General features: G+C 61.0%; 14 protein-coding genes. 7 read left to right on the top strand and 7 right to left on the bottom strand.

Features of this window, described 5'->3' with window-relative positions; genetic code table 11:
* The first annotated feature begins 102 nt into the window (after positions 1-102).
* Both V7714_RS13220 and V7714_RS13215 read left to right on the top strand, forming a co-directional pair.
* Entirely contained in the window at positions 103-1,722 is a 1,620-nt protein-coding gene (locus V7714_RS13220) for an RCC1 domain-containing protein (RefSeq protein WP_335710157.1), read from the top strand.
* Positions 1,723-1,736: 14 nt separating this feature from the next.
* Positions 1,737-3,197 carry a S8 family peptidase gene (locus V7714_RS13215; protein WP_335710156.1) on the top strand — a complete coding sequence of 487 codons (1,461 nt, stop codon included), beginning with the start codon at positions 1,737-1,739 and terminating at the stop codon, positions 3,195-3,197.
* A gap of 74 nt (positions 3,198-3,271) precedes the next feature.
* Here V7714_RS13215 and V7714_RS13210 read toward each other — a convergent pair whose 3' ends face one another.
* From V7714_RS13210 to V7714_RS13200, 3 genes are all read right to left on the bottom strand, one after another.
* Positions 3,272-5,878 (bottom strand): M1 family metallopeptidase, encoded by a 2,607-nt coding sequence (locus V7714_RS13210; protein WP_335710155.1) that lies wholly within the window; start codon positions 5,876-5,878, stop codon positions 3,272-3,274.
* 166 nt (positions 5,879-6,044) lie between these two features.
* The gene (locus tag V7714_RS13205; protein WP_335710154.1) at positions 6,045-6,725 is read right to left on the bottom strand and encodes a DUF4197 domain-containing protein; all 681 of its coding nucleotides are present in this window, start codon (positions 6,723-6,725) and stop codon (positions 6,045-6,047) included.
* A gap of 14 nt (positions 6,726-6,739) precedes the next feature.
* Positions 6,740-7,201, bottom strand: a complete 462-nt coding sequence (locus V7714_RS13200; protein WP_335710153.1) for a methylglyoxal synthase — start codon at positions 7,199-7,201, stop codon at positions 6,740-6,742.
* Positions 7,202-7,382: 181 nt separating this feature from the next.
* Between V7714_RS13200 and corA the strand changes: the two genes are divergently transcribed.
* Positions 7,383-8,354: a magnesium/cobalt transporter CorA gene (corA, locus tag V7714_RS13195; RefSeq protein WP_335710152.1), complete on the top strand. Its 972-nt coding sequence runs from the start codon at positions 7,383-7,385 to the stop codon at positions 8,352-8,354.
* Positions 8,355-8,520: 166 nt separating this feature from the next.
* On the opposite strand, the gene V7714_RS13190 is transcribed toward corA, so the two are convergent.
* Genes V7714_RS13190 through V7714_RS13175 form a run of 4 tightly spaced genes read right to left on the bottom strand, consistent with a single transcriptional unit; the run spans position 8,521 to position 14,745 of the window.
* Positions 8,521-10,017, bottom strand: coding sequence for an ATP-binding response regulator (locus tag V7714_RS13190; protein WP_335710151.1), 1,497 nt, complete (start codon positions 10,015-10,017; stop codon positions 8,521-8,523).
* Positions 10,018-10,019: 2 nt separating this feature from the next.
* Positions 10,020-11,195: a response regulator gene (locus V7714_RS13185; RefSeq protein WP_335710150.1), complete on the bottom strand. Its 1,176-nt coding sequence runs from the start codon at positions 11,193-11,195 to the stop codon at positions 10,020-10,022.
* Entirely contained in the window at positions 11,192-14,221 is a 3,030-nt protein-coding gene (locus V7714_RS13180) for a hybrid sensor histidine kinase/response regulator (RefSeq protein ID WP_335710149.1), read from the bottom strand. The genes V7714_RS13185 and V7714_RS13180 overlap by 4 nt, the downstream gene beginning before the upstream one ends.
* 14 nt (positions 14,222-14,235) lie before the next feature.
* On the bottom strand, positions 14,236-14,745 hold the full coding sequence (locus V7714_RS13175) for a molybdopterin-dependent oxidoreductase (protein WP_335710148.1): 510 nt from the start codon (positions 14,743-14,745) through the stop codon (positions 14,236-14,238).
* Positions 14,746-15,082: 337 nt separating this feature from the next.
* Here V7714_RS13175 and V7714_RS13170 point away from each other — a divergent pair, with 337 nt between their 5' ends.
* From V7714_RS13170 to V7714_RS13155, 4 genes are all read left to right on the top strand, one after another.
* On the top strand, positions 15,083-15,922 hold the full coding sequence (locus tag V7714_RS13170; protein WP_335710147.1) for a tryptophan 2,3-dioxygenase: 840 nt from the start codon (positions 15,083-15,085) through the stop codon (positions 15,920-15,922).
* A 360-nt stretch (positions 15,923-16,282) separates the two neighbouring features.
* Positions 16,283-17,464 carry an HD-GYP domain-containing protein gene (locus V7714_RS13165; protein WP_335710146.1) on the top strand — a complete coding sequence of 394 codons (1,182 nt, stop codon included), beginning with the start codon at positions 16,283-16,285 and terminating at the stop codon, positions 17,462-17,464.
* A 92-nt stretch (positions 17,465-17,556) separates the two neighbouring features.
* On the top strand, positions 17,557-18,672 hold the full coding sequence (locus tag V7714_RS13160) for a hypothetical protein (RefSeq protein ID WP_335710145.1): 1,116 nt from the start codon (positions 17,557-17,559) through the stop codon (positions 18,670-18,672).
* Positions 18,673-18,823: 151 nt separating this feature from the next.
* Positions 18,824-20,035, top strand: coding sequence for an aminotransferase class V-fold PLP-dependent enzyme (locus V7714_RS13155; protein ID WP_335710144.1), 1,212 nt, complete (start codon positions 18,824-18,826; stop codon positions 20,033-20,035).
* The last annotated feature ends 77 nt before the right edge of the window (positions 20,036-20,112 follow it).

The following is a 20,112-nucleotide window of genomic DNA, read 5'->3' as shown; positions in this document are numbered from 1 at the left end:
TTGCGCCTTGCCCTTCATCCGGCAAGGCTGCGAACGACGAGGTGAAAAGACATGGAACAGGCTCTTGGCAGCCAGCTGAATTAGATGCGAAGGAGTATTCCCTTGAAACACGCCCCCTCGGCTACCTGGGCCCTGTTGCCCCTTGTCGCTGCGCTTACTGCCTGTATGGGCAATAGTGACGCACCGCCTACCCCCGTACCGCCACCCACTGTCAAACTCGATGTGTTTGGCGCCCGTGGCGATGTACTGATCGCCGTCCCTACCGTGGCTAACTGCAGCCCGACGGCGACCCAATATAGCTGGAAAGATGCCCAAGGCCGCACCCTGGGCCAGGCGGATCGCCTGACTGATACCGTGCCGGACGAGCCGGTGACCATCACCGCTACCTGCGGTACCGCAAGCGATACACGCACCCTGGATCGCCGCCGGGTATTTGCCAGTGCAGCAGCCTTCGCTGTGCTCAAGGCAGATGGCACGGTGGAAGCTTGGGGCCATCCGATTTGGGGTGGCGATGCCAGCAATGTTGCCAGCAAGCTGATCGGCGTAAGGCAGATTGCGGGCAGTGAACGCGCGTTTGCTGCCGTACTGGCAGACGACACCGTGGTGACCTGGGGCTCCAGCCTGGCCGGCGGGCGCTCCGATGCGCCAACAGCGCCCTTGACCGGTGTGGCAGATGTCTTGCCCGGCGAGCTGGCCTTCCTGGCGCGCAAGAAGGATGGCACGGTGGCCAGCTGGGGCTCGGGTCGGATACTGTTCGATGGCGAAGGTGCAACCTTTTCGGTGCCCACGGTATTGACCGAGGACGTGGCGGCGCAGCTGACCAATGTGAGCAGCTGGGCCAGCAATGACAGTGCTTTTGCCGCACTGAAGCAGGATGGCAGCGTGGTCGCCTGGGGCGACCCGGATGTCATCTTCGATGCCGATCCGGCACAGCTGCATGATGTGGTTCAGCTACAGGCTAACCGCACTGACTTTGCCGTGCTGCGCAAGGATGGTTCGGTGTTTACCTGGGGTGCAGGCTTTGGTGGCTACCCTGGCGAGGACACTGCCAAGCTGTTGCAAAGTGGGGTCAAGACCCTCTATAGCAGTGGCCTGGCTTTTGCTGCACTCAAGACCGACGGCAGCGTGGTGGCCTGGGGCGGCGATGGCTTCTCTGACTATGGTAACGATGCCAGCGCTGTGGCGGCCGAGTTGAGCAAGGTCAGCCGTGTCTACGGTAACCATGTGGCCTTTGCTGCCCATAAGACCGATGGCAGCGTCGTGAGCTGGGGCGAACCCTATCGCGGCATTGCCGGCTACACCGCCATCAAGAGCAAGCTGGTTCAGGTGCGCGATGTCGTGGCGACCGAAACCGCCTTTGCTGCCTTGCGCCGTGACGGCACGGTGGTGGCCTGGGGCGACCCGGAGAACGGGGGCGATGCCAGCGCGATAGCCAACAGCAATTTCGGTGTCCTGGCGGTGTATGCCAACCACCGGGCTTTTGCCGCCTTGCGCCTGGACGGCAGCGTCCTGACCTGGGGGGCCGCCGCCGATGGTGGCGATAGCAGCAGTGTGGCCAGCCAGCTCAAGGGTGTGCGCGCCATCTATCGCAGCGCCTTTGGCGGCTTCCTGGCACAACGCCAGGATGGCAGCTTCGTGACCTGGGGTGGCAAGCATGCCGGCGGCGATAGCAGCGCCGTTGCTGCACGTCTTACCCGTATTCCGTATTTCAAGACGAACTGAGGAGTCAGCCGCACATGTTTCGTCAAAACAAACTCTCATCGCTGAGCCTGGCCGTGGTGCTGGGCGCCGCCTTGACCGCACCGGCCCACGCCGGTACCAAGCAACCCACGGCATCGGCAGAGCAGCCGCATCCGCGCCTGCAGCCGCGCCTGCAGGCCAGGTCTGCAGCCACGCGTGTCCAGCCAGCCAATGACATGGTCAGTTCGCTGATCGTGAAATTCAAGCGCAATACCGCAGGCGCCAGCCTGAGCCGTGCCCAGGCCATGCAGCAAGGGGCCGAGCGCGCTCAGCGGCTGGCCCCTGTCGCTGCCAAGAGTGGACTGAGCATCAGCCACACCCGGCAGTTGAGTATTGGTGCCGATGTCTTCAAGCTGGGTCGTGCCATCAGTGTTGCAGCCGCTTTCCGCCTGGCGCGTGAAATGCAGCGCAACAACCCGGACATCGCCTATGCGGAGCCGGATGTGATCAACCGCATCATGGCCGTGCCCACTGACCCCTACTACAGCATGCAGTGGGATATGTACGAGCCTGTTGGCGGCATGAATGTCGAGCGCGCTTGGGCCATTACCCGTGGCGAAGGCGCCGTGGTGGCGGTGCTGGATACCGGGGTGCGAGCCCATCCGGACCTGACGCCCAACCTGTTGCCGGGCTATGACTTCATCAGCAACGACTCTGCCGGTAATGATGGTGATGGCCGTGATGCGGACCCCACCGACCCAGGTGATGACTGTGGCCAGGGTAGCAGCTGGCACGGCACCCATGTGGCCGGCACGGTTGCTGCCGTGGCGGACAATGGCATAGGCGTGGCTGGCGTAGCGCCGGCAGCCAAGGTGCTTCCAGTGCGCGTGCTGGGTAAGTGTGGCGGCAGCAGTGCCGACATCATTGACGCCATGGTATGGGCATCGGGCGGCACCGTATCCGGTGTGCCCGACAATGCCAACCCTGCTCGTGTGCTGAATCTGTCGCTCGGTAGTGCCATTCCCTGCCTGAACAGCTATCGCGAAGCCGTAGCGCATGTCAGCAAGCTGGGTGCCCTGGTGGTGGCGGCAGCAGGCAATGAATCGCAGAACGTGCGTAGCGCCCAGCCGGCCAGTTGCCCTGGTGTGCTGGCGGTATCCGCTACCACCCGTGCAGGTGGCCGGGCGTACTACTCCAACTACGGTTCGCTGGTGTCGTTGGCAGGCCCTGGTGGTGAGACCTTCGAGGCAAGTGACGGCATTTTGTCGACCTTCAACGAGGGTCTGAGCGAGCCAGGTGCCGACAGCTATTACTTCTACCAAGGTACTTCCATGGCGGCACCGCATATTGCCGGCTTGGCAGCACTGATGCTGTCGGTCAACCCCAGGCTGACCTCCGCCCAGTTACGTGCCCTTATGCAGCAGACAGCAAGGCCATTCCCATCGGCCTGTGCCGGTTGCGGTGCGGGCATAGCTGATGCAGAAGCTGCGGTGAAAGCAGCACAAGCAGCAAAGTAAGCGCGCTGATTGTGGTATGAAAAAGCCGGGTTGCTAACCCGGCTTTTTTGTTTCCAACACCTGTGCTTTAGCGGCTATGAACTGAAGGTCGCGAGATAGGCAGCCAGGCTTTGTTGCTGGGTATCGCGATACACCGCACACAGGCGTATGGCTTCCAGTGACTGTCTTAGGGTGTTGGGGCCACCGTTGTAGCGCGTGGCCAGCGGGCCGAAGAAGGTTTCCACAGCACGGGCCTCGTCCTGCCCACAGAACTGGTTGAAATCCCGTGGTAGATTGCCTGGGCCATCCTTGGACAAACGCTGGGTCAGCGGTTTGTACGCCTGCATGACAAAGCGCAGCGCACCCTTGCGCAGCTCGGGATGGTCATTCTGCGTACGCAGCATGCGCCTTGCTTCGCGGATATCGTGCTGCTTGTTCAGCAGCAACCCCCGGGCGGCATCTGCCAGGACAGGCTCGCGCAGGTTGCCCAGCGCTGTGTAAATGTCCTCCCGTTCATTGCGATCGACAGCTTGCAGCACACGGGCTTGCAAGGCATCAAACAGGGGGCGGTCGCCTTCCAGGGCGGCGGTCTTCAGGATGCTGCCACGCACCGATACATCGAGGGTGGTCTTGCCTGCAAGCCATTGCCGTGTGAGCAGGCTGGCCTCCTTGCGTAGCGATGCATCCTGCCCGTAGTCGGCCAATTGCGTTAGCAGGCTGGCGCGCAACAGGTTGTCGGCATCACTCTCGCCCGCTTTGACCCGCCAGCCCAGTTGCCTTGCTCGCTCGCCAAAGGCCTTCTGCCATAGTGCGGCATAGGCACGCTGCTGATCCGGAGACACCAGCGGTGCCGCACTCTTGAGCAGGGTTGCGGCTGCCTCGACAACTTCGCGGCGCGGGTGTTTGGCGGTATAGGCCGCCAATGACAAGGCATCGGCCAGTGGCAGGTCACCCGATTCTGTCAGTGCCTGGGCATCATCAAGGTCGGCCAGTATTTCGTTGTCGCTGGGCTTGCCCTGGGTCATGAGCTTGTGCAACAGGCCGGGGGCGTAGGCAACCCGGTAGTAGCCGGTGCCGCCGGCATTGGCCTGTACCCAACCTGGACAGCGGGTGTCCGGCAGCTTGACGCTGTCCTGGCCCTGCTTGAGCAGTAAACGGGTCTGGCCGGCTGGCGTGCGGATATTCAGCGGTATATGCCATAGCGCATCCTGCGTGCCGCCAGAGCCCTTGGGCAGGAAGCGCTGCTGGCTGACCCTGAGCGTGGGTTCAGCGCTACAGTCCAGGCTGACGCTGACCTTGGGGATGCCAGGCTGGGAGATAAAGCTACGGAACGCCGCCGCGACCTCGGGCTGATCGCCCGCCATGGCCTGGATAAAGTCGCTGCCCTTGGCGTTGCTCCAGGCATGACGCTTCATGTAGCGACCGACGCCGGCCTGGAATTGTGCATCGCCCAGCCAGGTCTCGAACATGGCCAATATGGTCTGGCCCTTGTCATAGGTGATGCTATCGAATGCACCACCCATGTCCTGATTGGTGAGTATGGGCTGGTGTACCCGGCGGGCACTGGCCAGGCGATCGGTCCGCATGGCCTTGGCGCGTGAATACTGCAGGCTGCTGTCCCATTGCCATTGGGGCATGACTTCGGCGGTGATCTTGTCGCCCATCCAGGACGCGAACGCCTCGTTCAGCCACAGATCATCCCACCATGCCATGGTGACATAGTTGCCAAACCACTGATGGGCCAGTTCGTGGGCGGCCACTGCCACATAGTCGCGCTGGAAGCTGGTGGTTTCCTCGTAGGGTTTGGCCAGTAGGAGACCGGATTGATAGGTAATCAGGCCAGCATTTTCCATGGCGCCAAATCCCTCGGTCAGCGGTAGCACCAGGCTGTCCAGTTTCTCGTAGGGATAGGGCATGCCAAAATAGGCTTCCAGCTTGGCAACAATGCCGGGTGTGACCCTGGCCGCAAAGCGGGCATCGGCCGCGCGCCCACGCGGGGTGATATAGCGCAGTGCCGTGTTACCTACCTTGCCACCATCGAGCACGTCGAACGGGCCGACACCGAACGCCACCAGATAGCTGGGCATAGGTTTACTGGTCTGGAAGTCCACCCGCTTCCAGCCAGGCCGGGCAGGGCTCACCTTGATGGCGGGTGTGTTGGCCACTGCCATCAGTTTGTCGGGTACGGTCAGCGATAGGGTCCAGGGCACCTTCCAGCCAGGTTCATCAAAGCTGGGGAAGGCCATGCGTGCGCCGGTGGATTCAAACTGGGTGAAGGCATACCAATCGCCTGCCTCATGCTGGCGGAACAAGCCGTAGACGTCCTTGTCCTGAATATGCCCGTCGAATGTCAGCTTGAGCTGACCTATGCCTGCTGGTACGGGCTGGCGGAAACGCAGGTCCATCAGGTCGTCGTCCAGCACGTGGGCACTGGCGCGGTAGGTCTTGCCGCCCAGCTCCAGCAGGGCAGAGCGTACGGCAATGCCAGTTGCATTGAGCCGCAAGGTCTTGCTTGGGTGCAGCACGTCCACCTCTATGGTGACGGTGCCACTGTGCCGGGGCTGTGCGGGGTCCAGGGTGAGCGCGACATCGTAGGCCAGCGGGCGTACGTTGTCGGGCAAACGCATGGGCAAGGGTTCCTTGCCTGCCAGTGCTTGCGTGGCAAGCAGGCTGAGTAGTACCAGGCGGGTGAGCCGCTTCATCTTATCGTCCTCTTGATGCCCGGCCAGGCCGGGTAAGGGGGCGACTATAGCAAAATGACATCGGCAAACCGCTTAAACCGCGACGAGCTGCCATAGGCACGGATAAATGGCGGGCAATACCCAACAGGGGCAAGGACATCCCTGGACGGGTAGTCCGCAGCGCTTACTACAGCACTCCAAAAACCTTGCGCAGCAACTTGCTGGCCTGGCCCATCGGATCGGCTCGGATGGCTTTTTCTTCCTTGGCTATCATCAGGAAGAGCCCATCCAGCGTACGCTGGGTGACATAGTTGTCGAGGTTGGCATCCTCGCGCTTGATCAGGCCTAACTGGGCCGCCTGGCCGGCGTAGGCATTGTATTTCTCGGCCAGTTTCACCTTGGCGGTGGCCTTTTCCACAATAGGCTTGAAACGCGCACTGATCGCTTCACTGGTCGTGCGCCGGAAGTAATCGGTCGCCGCAGTATCGCCGCCCGCCAGAATACCCTTAGCGTCCTGCCAGCTCATTTTCTTGATGCTGTCGACCAGCACCGGCTTGGCCTCCTGCACCGCTTTTTCGGCGGCGCGATTCATGCTGGTGACCAGTTCGTCAGCACGCTCGCCTTGGCCCAGGGTACGTAACAGTTTTTCCGCCTTGCGCAAGCCGTCTGGCAGGGGAATCTTCACTTCGCTGTTGCCCAGAAAGCCATCAGCCTTGCCGAGCTGCCCTACCGCCACGCTGGCAGCCTGGGTCAGGGCTTCCTTGAGCCCACTGGCAGCATCCTTGTTGTTGAGCTGATCCAGCCCCTCCGCTTGGGCGAACAGGCCAGCGGTGAGCAGCAGGGTAAGCAGGTAGTGGCGAGTGCGCATGGTGTTCTCCAGTATCAATTGGGGATGGTACGGGCCTGGTGGGCACTGTAATCGGGGACACTGCGGCGATAGGCGGCCGAGATCAAGGGCGAGCTGATGATGAAGTCTGCGGTGGCACGATTGCAAGCCATGGGTATGTTCCAGACTACGGCCATGCGCAGCAAGGCTTTGACGTCAGGGTCATGGGGCTGGGGCTCGAGTGGATCCCAGAAGAAGATCAGGCAATCAATCTGGCGCGAGACAATGGCGGCACCAATCTGCTGGTCGCCGCCCAGTGGTCCGCTCTGGAAGCGTGCTACCGGCAGGCCCAGCTCGGCCTCCAGCAGGCTACCGGTCGTACCTGTGGCGTACAGGGTATGACCTGCCAGTTGGGTCTTGTGGGTACGCGCCCAATCCAGCAGGTTGGCTTTCATATTGTCGTGCGCTACTAGGGCAATCTGCTTTTGTGCCGCCAGCGCGATCTCGATGTATTGCATGGGCCGTTCCTTGCTATGCCTGCCGCGGCAGGCTTTCATGATGAATGAGCAGCTGACAAAACCTTCTGCCGTTGCTGCACAAACTTGCTGTACCCACGTACAGCCTACGCTTGCGCGCCTGGCTGGAATCACCACACAGGGTTTGCTTAGCTGCACCCAGTGGGCAATAGCGGAGAACACTATGCTGATCAACTGTGCGGCCTACCAGGCTGGTCATAAGCTTGCCGATTTGCCGGTGGCCGCTATCAGTGAATACGTGGGCAAGCCGGATTGCTTTGTCTGGGTAGCATTGAAGGATGCCACAGCAGAAGAGCTGACTGAAATGCAGGTGGAATTCGGCCTGCATGAACTGGCGGTGGAGGATGCCCGCAATGGTCATCAGCGGCCCAAGGTCGAGGAGTATGGCGACACGCTGTTCTGTGTGCTGCATGTGCTGGACATGGATGAAGCCGGCCTGTTGGAAAAGGGGGAGGTAGCCATCTTTGTCGGGCCTAACTTCGTCTTGTCCATCCGCAATCGTTCACGCATTGGTTTCCTCAATGTGCGCGAACGTACCGAGCGGGAGCCACACCTGTTGCAGCATGGCGCGGGCTATGTACTGTATGCCCTGATCGATACCGTGGTGGATCGTTACTTTGGCATTATCCACCGCCTGCAGGGCGAGTTGGAAACCATAGAAGATCGTATGTTTGCCGAGGATAATCCGGCACGCGCCAATATCGAAGCGCTTTACACGCTCAAACGCAAGCTGGTGACGGTGAACCACGCCGTTGTACCTTTGCTTGACGCTATCGCTCACTTGTATGGCGGGCGGGTGCCAGGCGTCTGCGTGGGTATGCATGAATACTACCGCGATGTCTATGACCACCTGGAACGCATCGTCAAATCGGTCGAATCGCTGCGCGATATGTCCAGTACGGCGGTGCAGGTCAACCTGGCCATGATTTCGCTGGATGAATCTGCCGTGAGCAAGAAACTGGCAGGCTATGCCGCCCTGTTTGCAGTGCCCACCATGCTGGCCGGCATCTATGGCATGAACTTCGAGCATATGCCTGAGTTGAAGTGGAACCTGGGCTACCCGCTTACCCTGCTGGCCATGCTGGTGGTGGATGTGGTGCTGTGGTGGCGATTCAAACGGGCAGGGTGGTTGTGAGAACCTGAGAGGCGGTACTCACCATGCTATGCCTTGAGCGCATAACAGGCTCGCCAGAGAGGGGGCAACCAAGGGGATAGCCTACCTTGGCAGGCTCCGCCGTTGTCTGGAGCCAAGGCATCCCTGGCGGCTACTCAGCCGGTCGCCGCCCAGCTACGACTGGCGTTCATGACTGGCTCTCAGCAGCCGGTAGCGATATGACCAGCAAAGTCGGGGGGGCACTGGGCTCGCTCAGCAGGCGCGCATCACCGCCCTGTGCCTGTGCCAGGGTGCGGATAGCATAACCATTGCTGCCCAGGCTGCCGGTGGGACGCTTGAAGAATTGGGTCTGCTCAGCGGGTGTGAGTGCGTGGGGCATGCTCAGCGTGATTTCGACCGGACCGTGGCGGCCCAGGTTGATGGTGACCTCGCCAGTTGCTGGGGCTGCATCACAGGCATATTTGAAGAGGCTGTAGAACAGCGAATGGCAGAGTGTGGCATCGGCCTTTACTTCCAACGGTGCGCTACCGGTAGTCTCGGTTGCCACGGCCAATAGTACCGGCTTGTCGACATATCGCTGCCGGAACAACGTGGCGAGATCCCGCAGCAACTGCCCTATGGGGATGGCCTGTATGCTGGGTTGCATCTGGCCTGCTTCGATCTGCAGCAGCTCGCTGGAGAGATCGAGCAGCTCTATGGTCTGGCTGGTGGCCTGCTCGGCAGCGCTGGCCATGGCTTGCTGCTCGGGGTTCAGCGCTGTTGCGCCTGCCAGGCTACGCAGGCCGGGGAGTATCGCTTGCAGGGGCTGCTTCAGGTCCTGCTGCATCAGCCTATCCATCTCGCTACGCAGATGGGCCAGCTCGCGCAGGCGGTCGAAATCTGTCTGCAACTGGCGTTGGTACTCAACATGGCGCATCAGGTTGCGTACCCGGAGCTTCATCAGTACCGGGTCTACCGGCTTGAATACATAATCCACCGCACCCATCGAGAGCCCCTTCTCGCGGGAGGCATCATCGGTCAAGCCGGTCACGAAAATGATGGGCATGTGTTCCGACGCCGGATGCTCGCGCAGCTTGGCGGCGACTTCGAAGCCGTCCATGCCGGGCATCATCACATCCAGCAGCATCAGGTCGGGCGGTGAATCAGACTGGCAGATGGCGATCGCCTTTTCACCGTTATGCGCCAGCTTGACCTTGTACTGGTCGCGGAAGAGACTGGCCACCAGTTGCAGGTTCTCCGGGGCATCGTCCACCACCAGTATGGTGCCCCGTTCGGGGTGTTCGTGTTCAAGCACCACGCCGACATCGCGCTGCAAGACCTTGAGTATGCGCTCCAGCAGGCGCTTGCCGGTAAAGGGCTTGATCACCAGATCACCGATGCCCAGCCGTATCGCCTGCTCGGCTGAGCGCCGATCCAAGCCACCCGACATCAAGACAAAGGGCAGGTCTGCCAGGGCCGGCTCGCCGCGCATGGCCTCCAGCAGCGCAAGGCCGGTCATGTCCGGCATATTGAGTTCGCTGACCACGATATGGACGCGCTCCGCATGCATCTGCTTCAGCGCCGTGGCGCCGCTGTCTGCCTGCAGCACGCGGCCAAAACCGCAGCCTTGCAGTTGTGCCGTCAGGGCGGCACGCATGGGTGGATCGTCTTCAGCAATCAGTATGCTCAAGCCACTCAGGTTCATGTTCAGCCTTTGATTTCGACATGGTCGGTGGGGTAGTCGCTGGCCAGCCGTTCAGTTTCTGCAATCAGCGCTTCCTCGCCATCGCTATAGCGTGCGGCAATCTGCCGAAAGGTCTCGTGTATGCTCAGAAAAGCGTCCACCACGTCAGGATCAAAGTGACTGCCACGCCCTTCGCGAATGATGTCGCTGGCCTTGTCGTGGGAGAACGCGGGTTTGTAGACACGCTTGGAGATCAGGGCATCGTACACATCGGCTACCGCCATCAAGCGGGCTGACATCGGTATGTCATCACCCACTAGGCCTTCCGGATAGCCTGAGCCATCCCATTTTTCCTGGTGGGCATAGGCAATCTCCTTGGCGTAGCGCAGGAAGGGAATGGTGCGCCCCAGCTCGGCTTCGGCCCGGGCAATGGCATCGCGCCCCAGGGTGGTGTGGGTTTTCATGATTTCGAACTCGTCGGGATCAAGCCGCCCGGGTTTGAGCAGGATGCGGTCGGGTATGCCGACCTTGCCGATATCGTGCAATGGGGCAGATTTGAACAAGGACTCAATGGCAGACTCGGTCAGCTCGCCGGCAAAGCGAGGATGAGGCTGCAGGTGCTGCGCCAAGGCCTTGACGTAGAACTGGGTGCGGCGGATATGGTTGCCGGTCTCGTTGTCGCGGGTTTCTGCCAGCGAAGCCATGGCCCGGATGGTGACATCCTGTATCGCAATGACTTCCTCGGTACGCTTGGCGACCTCGGCTTCGAGATAGGTGTTCTGGTCACGCAGGAAGTCACGCGCCACCTTGAGCTGCAGGTGGTTGTGCACACGCGCCAGGACTATGGCTGGGTTGATGGGCTTGGTGATGTAGTCCACCGCGCCCAGGTCCAGGCCGATCTTTTCGTCTTCGCTGGCGCTCATGGCGGTCAGGAATATCACCGGGATATCGCGGGTAGCACCATCGGCTTGCAGACGGCGCAGTACTTCGTAACCGTCCATCTCCGGCATCATGATATCGAGCAGTATCAGGTCCGGTTTGCCTTCACCCGCGGCAATCTGCAAGGCCCGCTCGCCATTGGGCGCCAGCTTGACCTTGTAGGCAGCCCGTAGCAATCCGCTCATCAGAGAGAGATTGTCCGGTGTGTCGTCCACCACCAGTACCGTATGTTTTTCCGTGAAATCCAATGGGTTGCTCATGCTGCGGTTTCCTCGCTCAATGCGGCCGTCTGCGCCTTGGCGGCGCGTAGGGCCGCCAGGGCATCGACCAGGATGTAGCTGCTGATGGCGCGCTCAATCGTGTTGTAGTGTGGTCCTAGGGCCGCTTTGAGCAGGCCGGCGTGGTTTTCGAACAGTTCGATGGCATCGGAGTCATCGTCGGCCAGCAACTGGTCTAGCTGCGTAATCAAGCGTCGGGCCTCGCTCCAGTCCACATCGGCGGCCTCCACCGTATCGACCTGCTCAGGCAGGGCTTGGGCGAGGGCGGCGATCAGTGCCCGGCAGTCGGCCTCAACGTTGGGCAGCATGGCTTCAATCTCGCTGGACGGTGCACCTTCCATCAAGGCCCGTTCAACTTCCCCGGCCAAGGCAGACAGGGCAGGTGCGCCTATGGTGGCGGCTGTCCCTTTGAGGGTATGCATGATCCGCCGGGCGTCATCGCGCTGATCGGCTGCCAGGTATTCGCGCGTTTGCGCGACAGCTGACCCTTGCCCACTGATGAATTTGCGTAGCATGCCCTCGTAAGCTGGGCGCTTGTTCAGCACCCGTTTCATGCCTGCCACGACATCCAGCCCGGGTATGCCCGCCAGCGGGTCGGGGCTGGCTGGCTCGGCTACCGGCGTACTCGCGGCGGACACTGGTGGGGGCTCGGGTGCTACCCGTGGCGCGGCGCGGGCCGGTATCCATTGCAGCAGCATGTCGAACAGCTCATCCGGGTCGATGGGCTTGGCGATATGGCCATTCATGCCGGCTTCGAGGCAGCGATCCCTGTCACTGCTCATGGCATTGGCTGTCATGGCCAGTATGGGTAGCTCGGCGAGTTCAGGGCGCTCGCGCAGCAAGCGGGTGGCAGTCAAGCCATCCATGACCGGCATCTGCATGTCCATCAGCACGATGTCGTAGCTGGCGTTCTCCAGCATGTCGAGCGATACCTGGCCATTCTCGGCGACCTCGACCACCAGGCCCGCGCCCTCCAGCAGATCACGGCCCACCTGCTGGTTCAGGTCATTGTCATCGACCAGTAGTATCCGTGCCCCATGTAGGGTGGATAGGTCGGTATGACCTACATTGCTGCTGCGGCGCGGTGCCTCCTCTACTGCCTCGCTGCCCAGGGCACGCATGGCGGCATCGAAGAGCAGCGAGGGGTTGACTGGTTTGACCAGCAGCAGGCGTATGCCAGCCCGTTCCGCGTCGTGGAAGACCTCTTCCCGGCCATAGGCGGTAACCATGACAGGGTAGGGGGGCTGGGGTTGGAGTGCCAGATGCTGATAGGTCTCCAAGCCGTTCATGCCCGGCATCTTCCAGTCCAGAAAGGCTATTTCATAAGGCTGGCCTGCTATCTGCGCTGCCTGGCTCATGCTCAGTGCCTGTGCGCCTGATTCCGCCTCGCCTACTTCAAACGTCATGCCACGCAGCATCTCTGCAATGATGTGGCGTGCCTGCGGGTTGTCGTCCACTACCAGTACACGGCGGCCCCGCAAGTCTGGGGCGGGCAACAAGGTTCGCACCTTGGCCGTACCTACGCCCAGCCGCGCGGTAAACCAGAAGGTGCTGCCACACCCCAGCTCGCTCTCCACGCCGACCTGACCGCCCATCAGCTCCGCCAGCTTGAGAGAGATAGCCAGGCCCAAACCGGTGCCCCCATACTTGCGGGTGGTGGAGCTGTCTGCCTGCTGGAAGGACTGGAACAGACGGGATTGCTGCTCAGGACTCAGCCCGATACCGGTATCCTGTACCTCGAACCGGGCCAGTACCGTGCCGTCTTCCAGCGCCAGTTTGCGCGCCCGCACCACGATCTCGCCGCTATCGGTAAACTTGACCGCGTTGTTGGCGTAGTTGATCAGTATCTGCCCCAGCCGCAAGGGGTCGCCCAGCAGGTCGTTCGGTAGCGCTGGGTCGATATCGAAGATTAGTTCCAGCCCTTTGGCAGCGCATTTTTCGCCTATCAGGTTGGCCACGTTCTCCAGTACTTCATGCAGCTCGAACTCAATGTTCTCGACATGCAGCTTGCCCGCCTCGATCTTGCTGAAATCGAGAATGTCATTGATCAGGCCCAGCAGGTGCTGGCCAGAGCGTTGGATTTTCTCAACATAGTCCCGCTGCTTGCTGGTCAGCTCACTCCCCAATACCAGGTGGCTCATGCCGATGACGGCATTCATCGGCGTGCGGATCTCATGGCTCATATTGGCCAGGAAGTCCGATTTCATCTGTGAGGCATCCTCAGCACGGGCACGGGCCGCTTCCAGTTCAACCTCATGTGCTTGTAGTGCTGCATTCGCCAGTGCGAGTTCGCCAGTGCGTTGGGCTACCCTGACTTCCAGCACCTCTTCATTGCGCTTGAGGGTTTCGACCAGCTCTGCCTGGGCTGCCAGGGCGATGGCCTTGGCTTTTTCGCGCTTGCGGAACTGCCGGGCCATGGCGATGGCCAGCAGGAGAGTCAGCAGGCACTGAAAAGCAGTCAGCGCCGTGGTCTGTATGGCCTGGTTACGGACTTCGGTGTTGCGCTCGTCTACTACCTGGGCCGATACGCGGGATGCGGTATAGGCCAGTTCTTGCACGGTCTCTCGCAGCGTGCCCAGCTTTTCACGCAGGGCCTGCATACCGGATGGGTCTATCGGCAGGTCAGCACTCATGCCCAGGTAGCGATCACCAATTGCTACAAATGCGGCCAGCTCGGACACCGCCTTGCTGTAGATGGGCTGGTCGGTCAGCAACGTCCTGGCGGTGCCGGTTTCGATGGCGCCCAGGCGACTGACCAAGATGTCGTAGCGCAGTTGCAGATCCTCCACCGGCATGCCGGCAGGGTCGAACAGGCGCTGATGCAGCGCATGGTCAAAGCGCTGGTATTCCACGTTGAGCTGAAGAAAGGCCCATAGTGCGTTGTCATCACCCCGCCGCATCACCTGGCCCATGTTCTGGAACTGGTGGTACTGGATGACGCCGATGGCGATATAGACCAGCATCAGGCTGGCCACGATAAGGCGTAGCAGGTATTTGCCGCGGAACATGCTGGCGAGGGCGGCTATTGCACCTGCAGGGCGTTGAGCTGCCAGGCAGAGCGGTTGTAGTAGATCTCAGCGCGCAGCTCAGTCTTGGTATCGAAGGGGTAGACGATGAACAAGGGGCCTTTTTCACGCACTGGCATGGGTTTGTCGTTCATTAATCGCGCCACGATCACATCATGCTGCTGGGCGTCTGCAAAGGGGATCTCGGTCTTGTAGTCGTTGAGGGCAACGGCCACGATCTTGCTACCCGTGGCACCCGCTGCCGCCAGTACATCGCGCAGCAGGGGGCCGGTAAATTTGACCGGTTGTGGGTACCAGGGCGTTTTGGTGGTGAAGGTCTGTTGTGGCAGCTTGGCCAGCATGGCCATGTCAAACACCGCACGGGGGCCATCGTTGGGCTTGCTGACCTTGCCGCTGATGGTGAGCGCTGTGCGCCCAACCGGCTTGTCCAGCGCCAGGCTGGGTTGTGTGCTTGCCAGTGCAGCGCCAAGCAGCAGGCTGCGGATCAGCATGGAACGGTAAACCATGAAACCTCCCCAATAGCAGAATGGCTTGTGACACCGCCAGCGCCCCCTTGGCTTGCATAGAAGCGAGGTGTTGGGGGCAGTGACGGCTATATATTTCTGTTGCCAAGCAGCACTATAGACAGCCCAATGCGCCTTTGCAGGCGGCTTGCGCCAGAACGCCCATCAGGCCAAGCCGGATGGTGCTTGGTCGGATAGCAACACGCAATTTTGGGGTGAGGGCTTGGTGCCGGATACCGTGGTGGTATCCAAGCCAGTTGTCGCCCATGTCGCAGCGCAGCTTGAGTGCAAGCCGGGTCCGGCGCATCATCGCGGCCTTTCAATCAGGGGGCATTACGCCATGCAAAACCAACGCGATCTGGAAGCCGGCATACAGACCGATTTCACCGACAGGCTCAGTTACGGCGGCTATCTGCGGCTGGATCAATTGCTGGCGGCACAGCAGCCACTCTCCAACCCGCCCCACCATGACGAGATGTTGTTTATCGTGCAGCATCAGGTATCCGAGCTATGGCTCAAGCAGCTGATACATGAGCTGCGGGCGGCAATAGGCCATGTAGCGCATGACGAGCTTGAGCCGTGTTTCAAGATATTGTCGCGGGCCAAGCTGATACAGCAGCAGCTATTCAATATGTGGGCTGTGCTGGAAACCATGACACCATCGGAATACGCCGAATTCCGTCCAGTGCTGGGTCAGTCGTCAGGGTTTCAGTCTTATCAGTACCGTACCCTGGAGTTCTTGCTGGGTAACAAGCATGCAGGCCAGGCCGAGGTGTTCAAGTACGATCCGGCGCTCTATGCCCAGATACAGCACGACCTGCATGCGCCCAGCCTGTGGGATGCCTTCCTGCAGCATCTGGCCAGGCAAGGCTTTGCCGTCCCTGCCGACCGGCTGACACGCGACTTCAGCCAGCCCTATGTGGCAAGCGAAGGGGTGGTGGCCGTGATGAAGGCCATCTATCAGAAACCACACGATCACTGGGCTGCCTACGAGATGGCAGAGAAGCTGGTGGATGTGGAGGAAGCCTTTCAGCTGTGGCGCTTCCGCCATATGAAGACGGTGGAGCGCATCATTGGCTTCAAGCAAGGGACCGGTGGTTCGAGTGGCGTCGCTTTCCTCAAGCGGGCATTGGAGCTGACTTTCTTTCCAGAGCTGTTTCAGGTTCGCTCGGTGCTGTGACCGGCTAGCCGAGTCTGCTGTCATTGGCATTGCGTTGAGCGGGGCAGGCTGCAGCCCCGCGCTCGGCGCCCGGTGCCCGGCGCAGCCTTAGGGAACCTTGCGGGCACCGCCCTGGTCTGCAAGAAAAGTGATGTCCGGTTTACCTGTTGCATTTGCAATACCGTTAGTATTCACTGGGATAACCGTTCGTAAGAAAATTAGCATGTTATGACCATGTTCTATAGCGAACGAGCTAGCATCAAAAAGCGGCCTCATACCGGCGTGCGGAAAAGCCTATAGCGCTACCCGTACAAACTACAAATCGGCCGCGGGTGAGGGTGGTGGCGCGCTCGGCGTACCACCCCTGCTGGAGAGAGGAAAATGATCCAGCGCCGTATCCGTCATGGCGATATCAGCGTAGGGCAGCCGCTGCAATGGAATGTCTACAACGACAAGGGCATTCTGTTGCTTGCCGAAGGCGGGCATATACAGACTCAGGCGCAACTGGATCGGCTGCTTGAGCTTGGCATTTACATCGAATCTACCCAGACCTGGCACCAGCCACCGGAATCTGCCATGCAGCAGGTGCTGCATGCCTACTACCTGCTGGCTGTGCTGCTGAGGCAACCCCAACCCCCCGCCGATTTTGCCGAGCAGGTACTCAATATCGCCCGCCAGATAGATAGTGCATGGGAGCAGGGGGCTGGTGTGGTCATGGCAACGGTAGTGCTGCGTCATGGTGGCCGCTATGCGGTGCGGCATGCCGTCAACACCGCCTGCGTGGCAGCCGGTGTATTGCGTGCCATGGGCCCGCAGGCGCCGGAGCGCTTGCCGGTGTTGGCGGCAGCACTGACGATGAACGTCGGCATGCTGGATTTACAGGACATGCTGGCCAGGCAGACCGAGGCATTGACGCCATCGCAGCAGGTGCGGGTGAGTTGCCACCCGCTGGCCGGTGCAGAGCGCTTGCGCAACGCGGGCGTGGACGACGAAGTCTGGTTGCGCGCGGTGGCCGAGCATCACGAAGCCATAGACGGCAGCGGCTACCCACACCATCTGCAGGGCAAACAGATATCGCCGGCGGCACAGATAGTCGGGCTGGCGGATCTTTTCTGTGCACGGGTGAGCGAGCGTGGCTATCGCCGGGCCGACAGCACCAAGATCGTCTTGCGGGATGTCCTGATAGAGCGCGGGCGGCACTTTGATGTGACCCTGGCGGCCTATTTCATCAAGGCATTGGGGGTCTACCCCATCGGCACCCTGGTCAGGCTGGCCAATGGGGAGATAGGCGTGGTCAGCGGTCGTACCGAGCGGGTGGATGCCCCCTGGGTGCATGCCTTGCTGGCAGTCGATGGCTCCGCACACTCGCCGCCACTGCGGCGAGATACCCATCAACCCGGCTTGTCCATACAGGATGCCCTGAGCAGCATGGATGTGGATATTGCGATCGACATGGAAGCCATCTGGGGCGGTGAAGCCAGGGACTTCCGTCTGGCTTCGCAGTCACTGGCCAGGCCGGAGGCGACCAGCAGTCCCATTGATTATTCGAACTACTCGATTTGATCGTGGATTTGAGCGTGGCATCACCATAAGAAAGCCGCAAAGGCCATGGGCCTTGAGCATTACTGTGCGGCGGCGAGAGCGGAGGACAGAGCATGCGCAGGATACGCCCTGATGAACTGGATGCGAGCTTGCCCCTGGGTTGCGATGTGTTGGATCACACAGGGCATCGCATCCTGGCAATAGGTAGCGTGCCGCAGGCGCAGCCTGCCTGGGCTCGCTGGCTGGCCGCCGGGCTGTATGTGGACGAACTCCTGTTGTGGCAGCAGCCACCTAGAACAGCAAGACAGCTGATACACCATGCGATTGCCACCTTGGCGCCGGTGCTGGTCAACCCTAGCGCCAGCCGTGATTTCTCGGCCGAGGTATTGGCGGTTGTGGATATGGTGCAAGAGGCCTGGCAGCGTGATCGCGATGTGACGACCGCCATGGTGATGCTGTGCCGTGACGGCCCGCAGGCTGCCCGGCAGGCCATCTACACCGCTTGCGTGGTGCTACGGGTATGGCGTGGCATGGGTGGACTGGAGGAGGCCGAAGCGCCCTTGCTGGCGGCGGCCATGAGCTTGCAGCTCGATGTGCAGGCGGCACCGCGCACAGTGTCATCTGTACTTGCCCTGCGTCAGCCTGATCTGGGCGATCTGCTGCCACGCCTGGGTGTGCATGATCAGCGCTGGCTGGAAAGTGCACGCCAGGCCGATATTCTGCGTGAAGGTGGTGATCCGGCCCACCGTTTGCGCGAGCGAGGGGTATCGGACGCGGCACAGTTGATTGCGTTGGCGGATCTGTTTTGTTTTCATGCCGATCATCCCGAGACGCGGCAGGGGGGGCAATCCAGGGCGGTGCTGCGGGATCTGCTGATCAGCCATGGCGAGTACTACGATGTGCAGATTGCCTCCTACTTCATTCGTGCCATGGGCTTGTATCCCTTGGGTACAGCCGTACAGTTGGCAAGTGGCGAGATAGGGGTGGTATGCGACCAGGGAGAGCAGCTGGATACGCCCTGGATATGCAGCTTGTTTACGCCGGCAGGCACTCCCTTGCCTGAACCGGCCTTGCGCGATGTCAGGATGGCAGGCAATGCGATACAGCAGTCGCTCAGTGCAGCAGCCTTGCCAGGCGAGGTCAGTCTGGTAGGCATATGGGGTGAAGAGGCACGCGATTACGGCATGCCCCATGCACTCCCCGTGCATGGCCTGCATCATTCCGTATAGCATGGCGGCTTACACGTAGCCGCCAGCAGCGTCGTCCATTCCCGCCATCCGCAGGATGGCACGACGATCAGTTGACCTTGCCTGGCGGTTGTTGCGATACCGGCATGGTGTATCCCTGCTTTGCCGGTATTGGTTCTATACCGGAGCCCGAATGACTGCCACTCTCACCCACATTGCCCATGCTGTCGCCGCACTGGGCGATGGCCCATTGTCTGAACCGGCACTGGCCGCGCATATCCACCCCTTGTTCAAGCAGGTGCTGGCTAGAGACAGCCATGAGATCTACCTGGCCAATCACTCACTGGGCAGGCCATTGGATGCCACGGCAGCCGACCTGGCGGAAGGCAGTGCTACCTGGTTTGCACAGTTGGATGATGCCTGGGGGCCGTGGTGGTCTGAGATGGAAGCCTGGCGGGTGGCAACGGCCAATTTGCTGGGTGCGGTGCGCGGCGATTGCATCGTCCCCAAGACCAGCGCGGGCCAGGGGCTGCGGGCTGTGCTCAATAGCTATGCCGGCACGCCGCGCGTACTCAGCACCGAGGCCGAATTCGATTCCATAGACCATATCCTGAAACAGTATGCCGCCCAGGGGCGTGCCGAACTGCACTGGGTGGCACCGGATGCCCAGGGCCTGATACAGGTGGATGAGCTGATCGCCAGGCTTGATGGCATGGATCTGTTAGTGGTGTCACAGGTGTTCTTTGCCAGTGGGCAGGTCTTGCAGGATATTCCCCGCCTGATTGCGGCGGCCCATGCGCGTGGCGTGCGGGTACTGCTAGATGTGTACCATGGCTATGGCGTGCTGCCGCTGGATCTGGCCGCGCTGGGCGTGGACTATGCGATCGCTGGTAGCTACAAGTATTTGCGTGGTGGGCCTGGCGTGTGCTGGCTGTATGTGTCGCCAGCCATGCTGGATGCCGGCCACACCACGCTGGATACCGGCTGGTTTGCCAAGCGTGAGCCCTTCGCCTACCGGCGGCCCATGCCACCGGAATTCGCTGCGGGTGGAGATGCCTGGCTGGAATCGACTTTCAATCCGCTAGGCTTCTACCAGGCCCGTGCAGGCCTGGCCCTGGTGTCGGCACTGGGCGTGGCCAGGCTGAGGGCTTACTCCTTGCAGCAAAAGGGCTACCTGTCGGGCCTGCTGACAGCCCATGGCATTCGCCACTTCGGTGTGGGGGAGGAGGCTGGCGCCTTCATCACGATACCTCATGCAGACCCGATGGCCTTGGCGAGCCAGCTCAAGGCAGCAGGTATCAATGGCGATGCCCGCGCCGCAGGCTTGCGCCTGTGCCCGGATCTGCTGAATACCGAGGCGCAGATGCGAGAGGCGGTGGAAGTGCTGGCGGCTATGCTGGGCTAGCGCCAAGCAGGCTGCCGTGTGCCGGTTACTGGTGGGCAGGTAGCCGCCGAGGATGTGAGGGGAGGGCGATTCAGTGT

The organism is Chitinimonas sp. JJ19 (assembly GCF_036961565.1).
Classification (GTDB): Bacteria; Pseudomonadota; Gammaproteobacteria; order Burkholderiales; family Chitinimonadaceae; genus Chitinimonas.
This window is presented reverse-complemented; position numbering and strand designations above follow the sequence as displayed.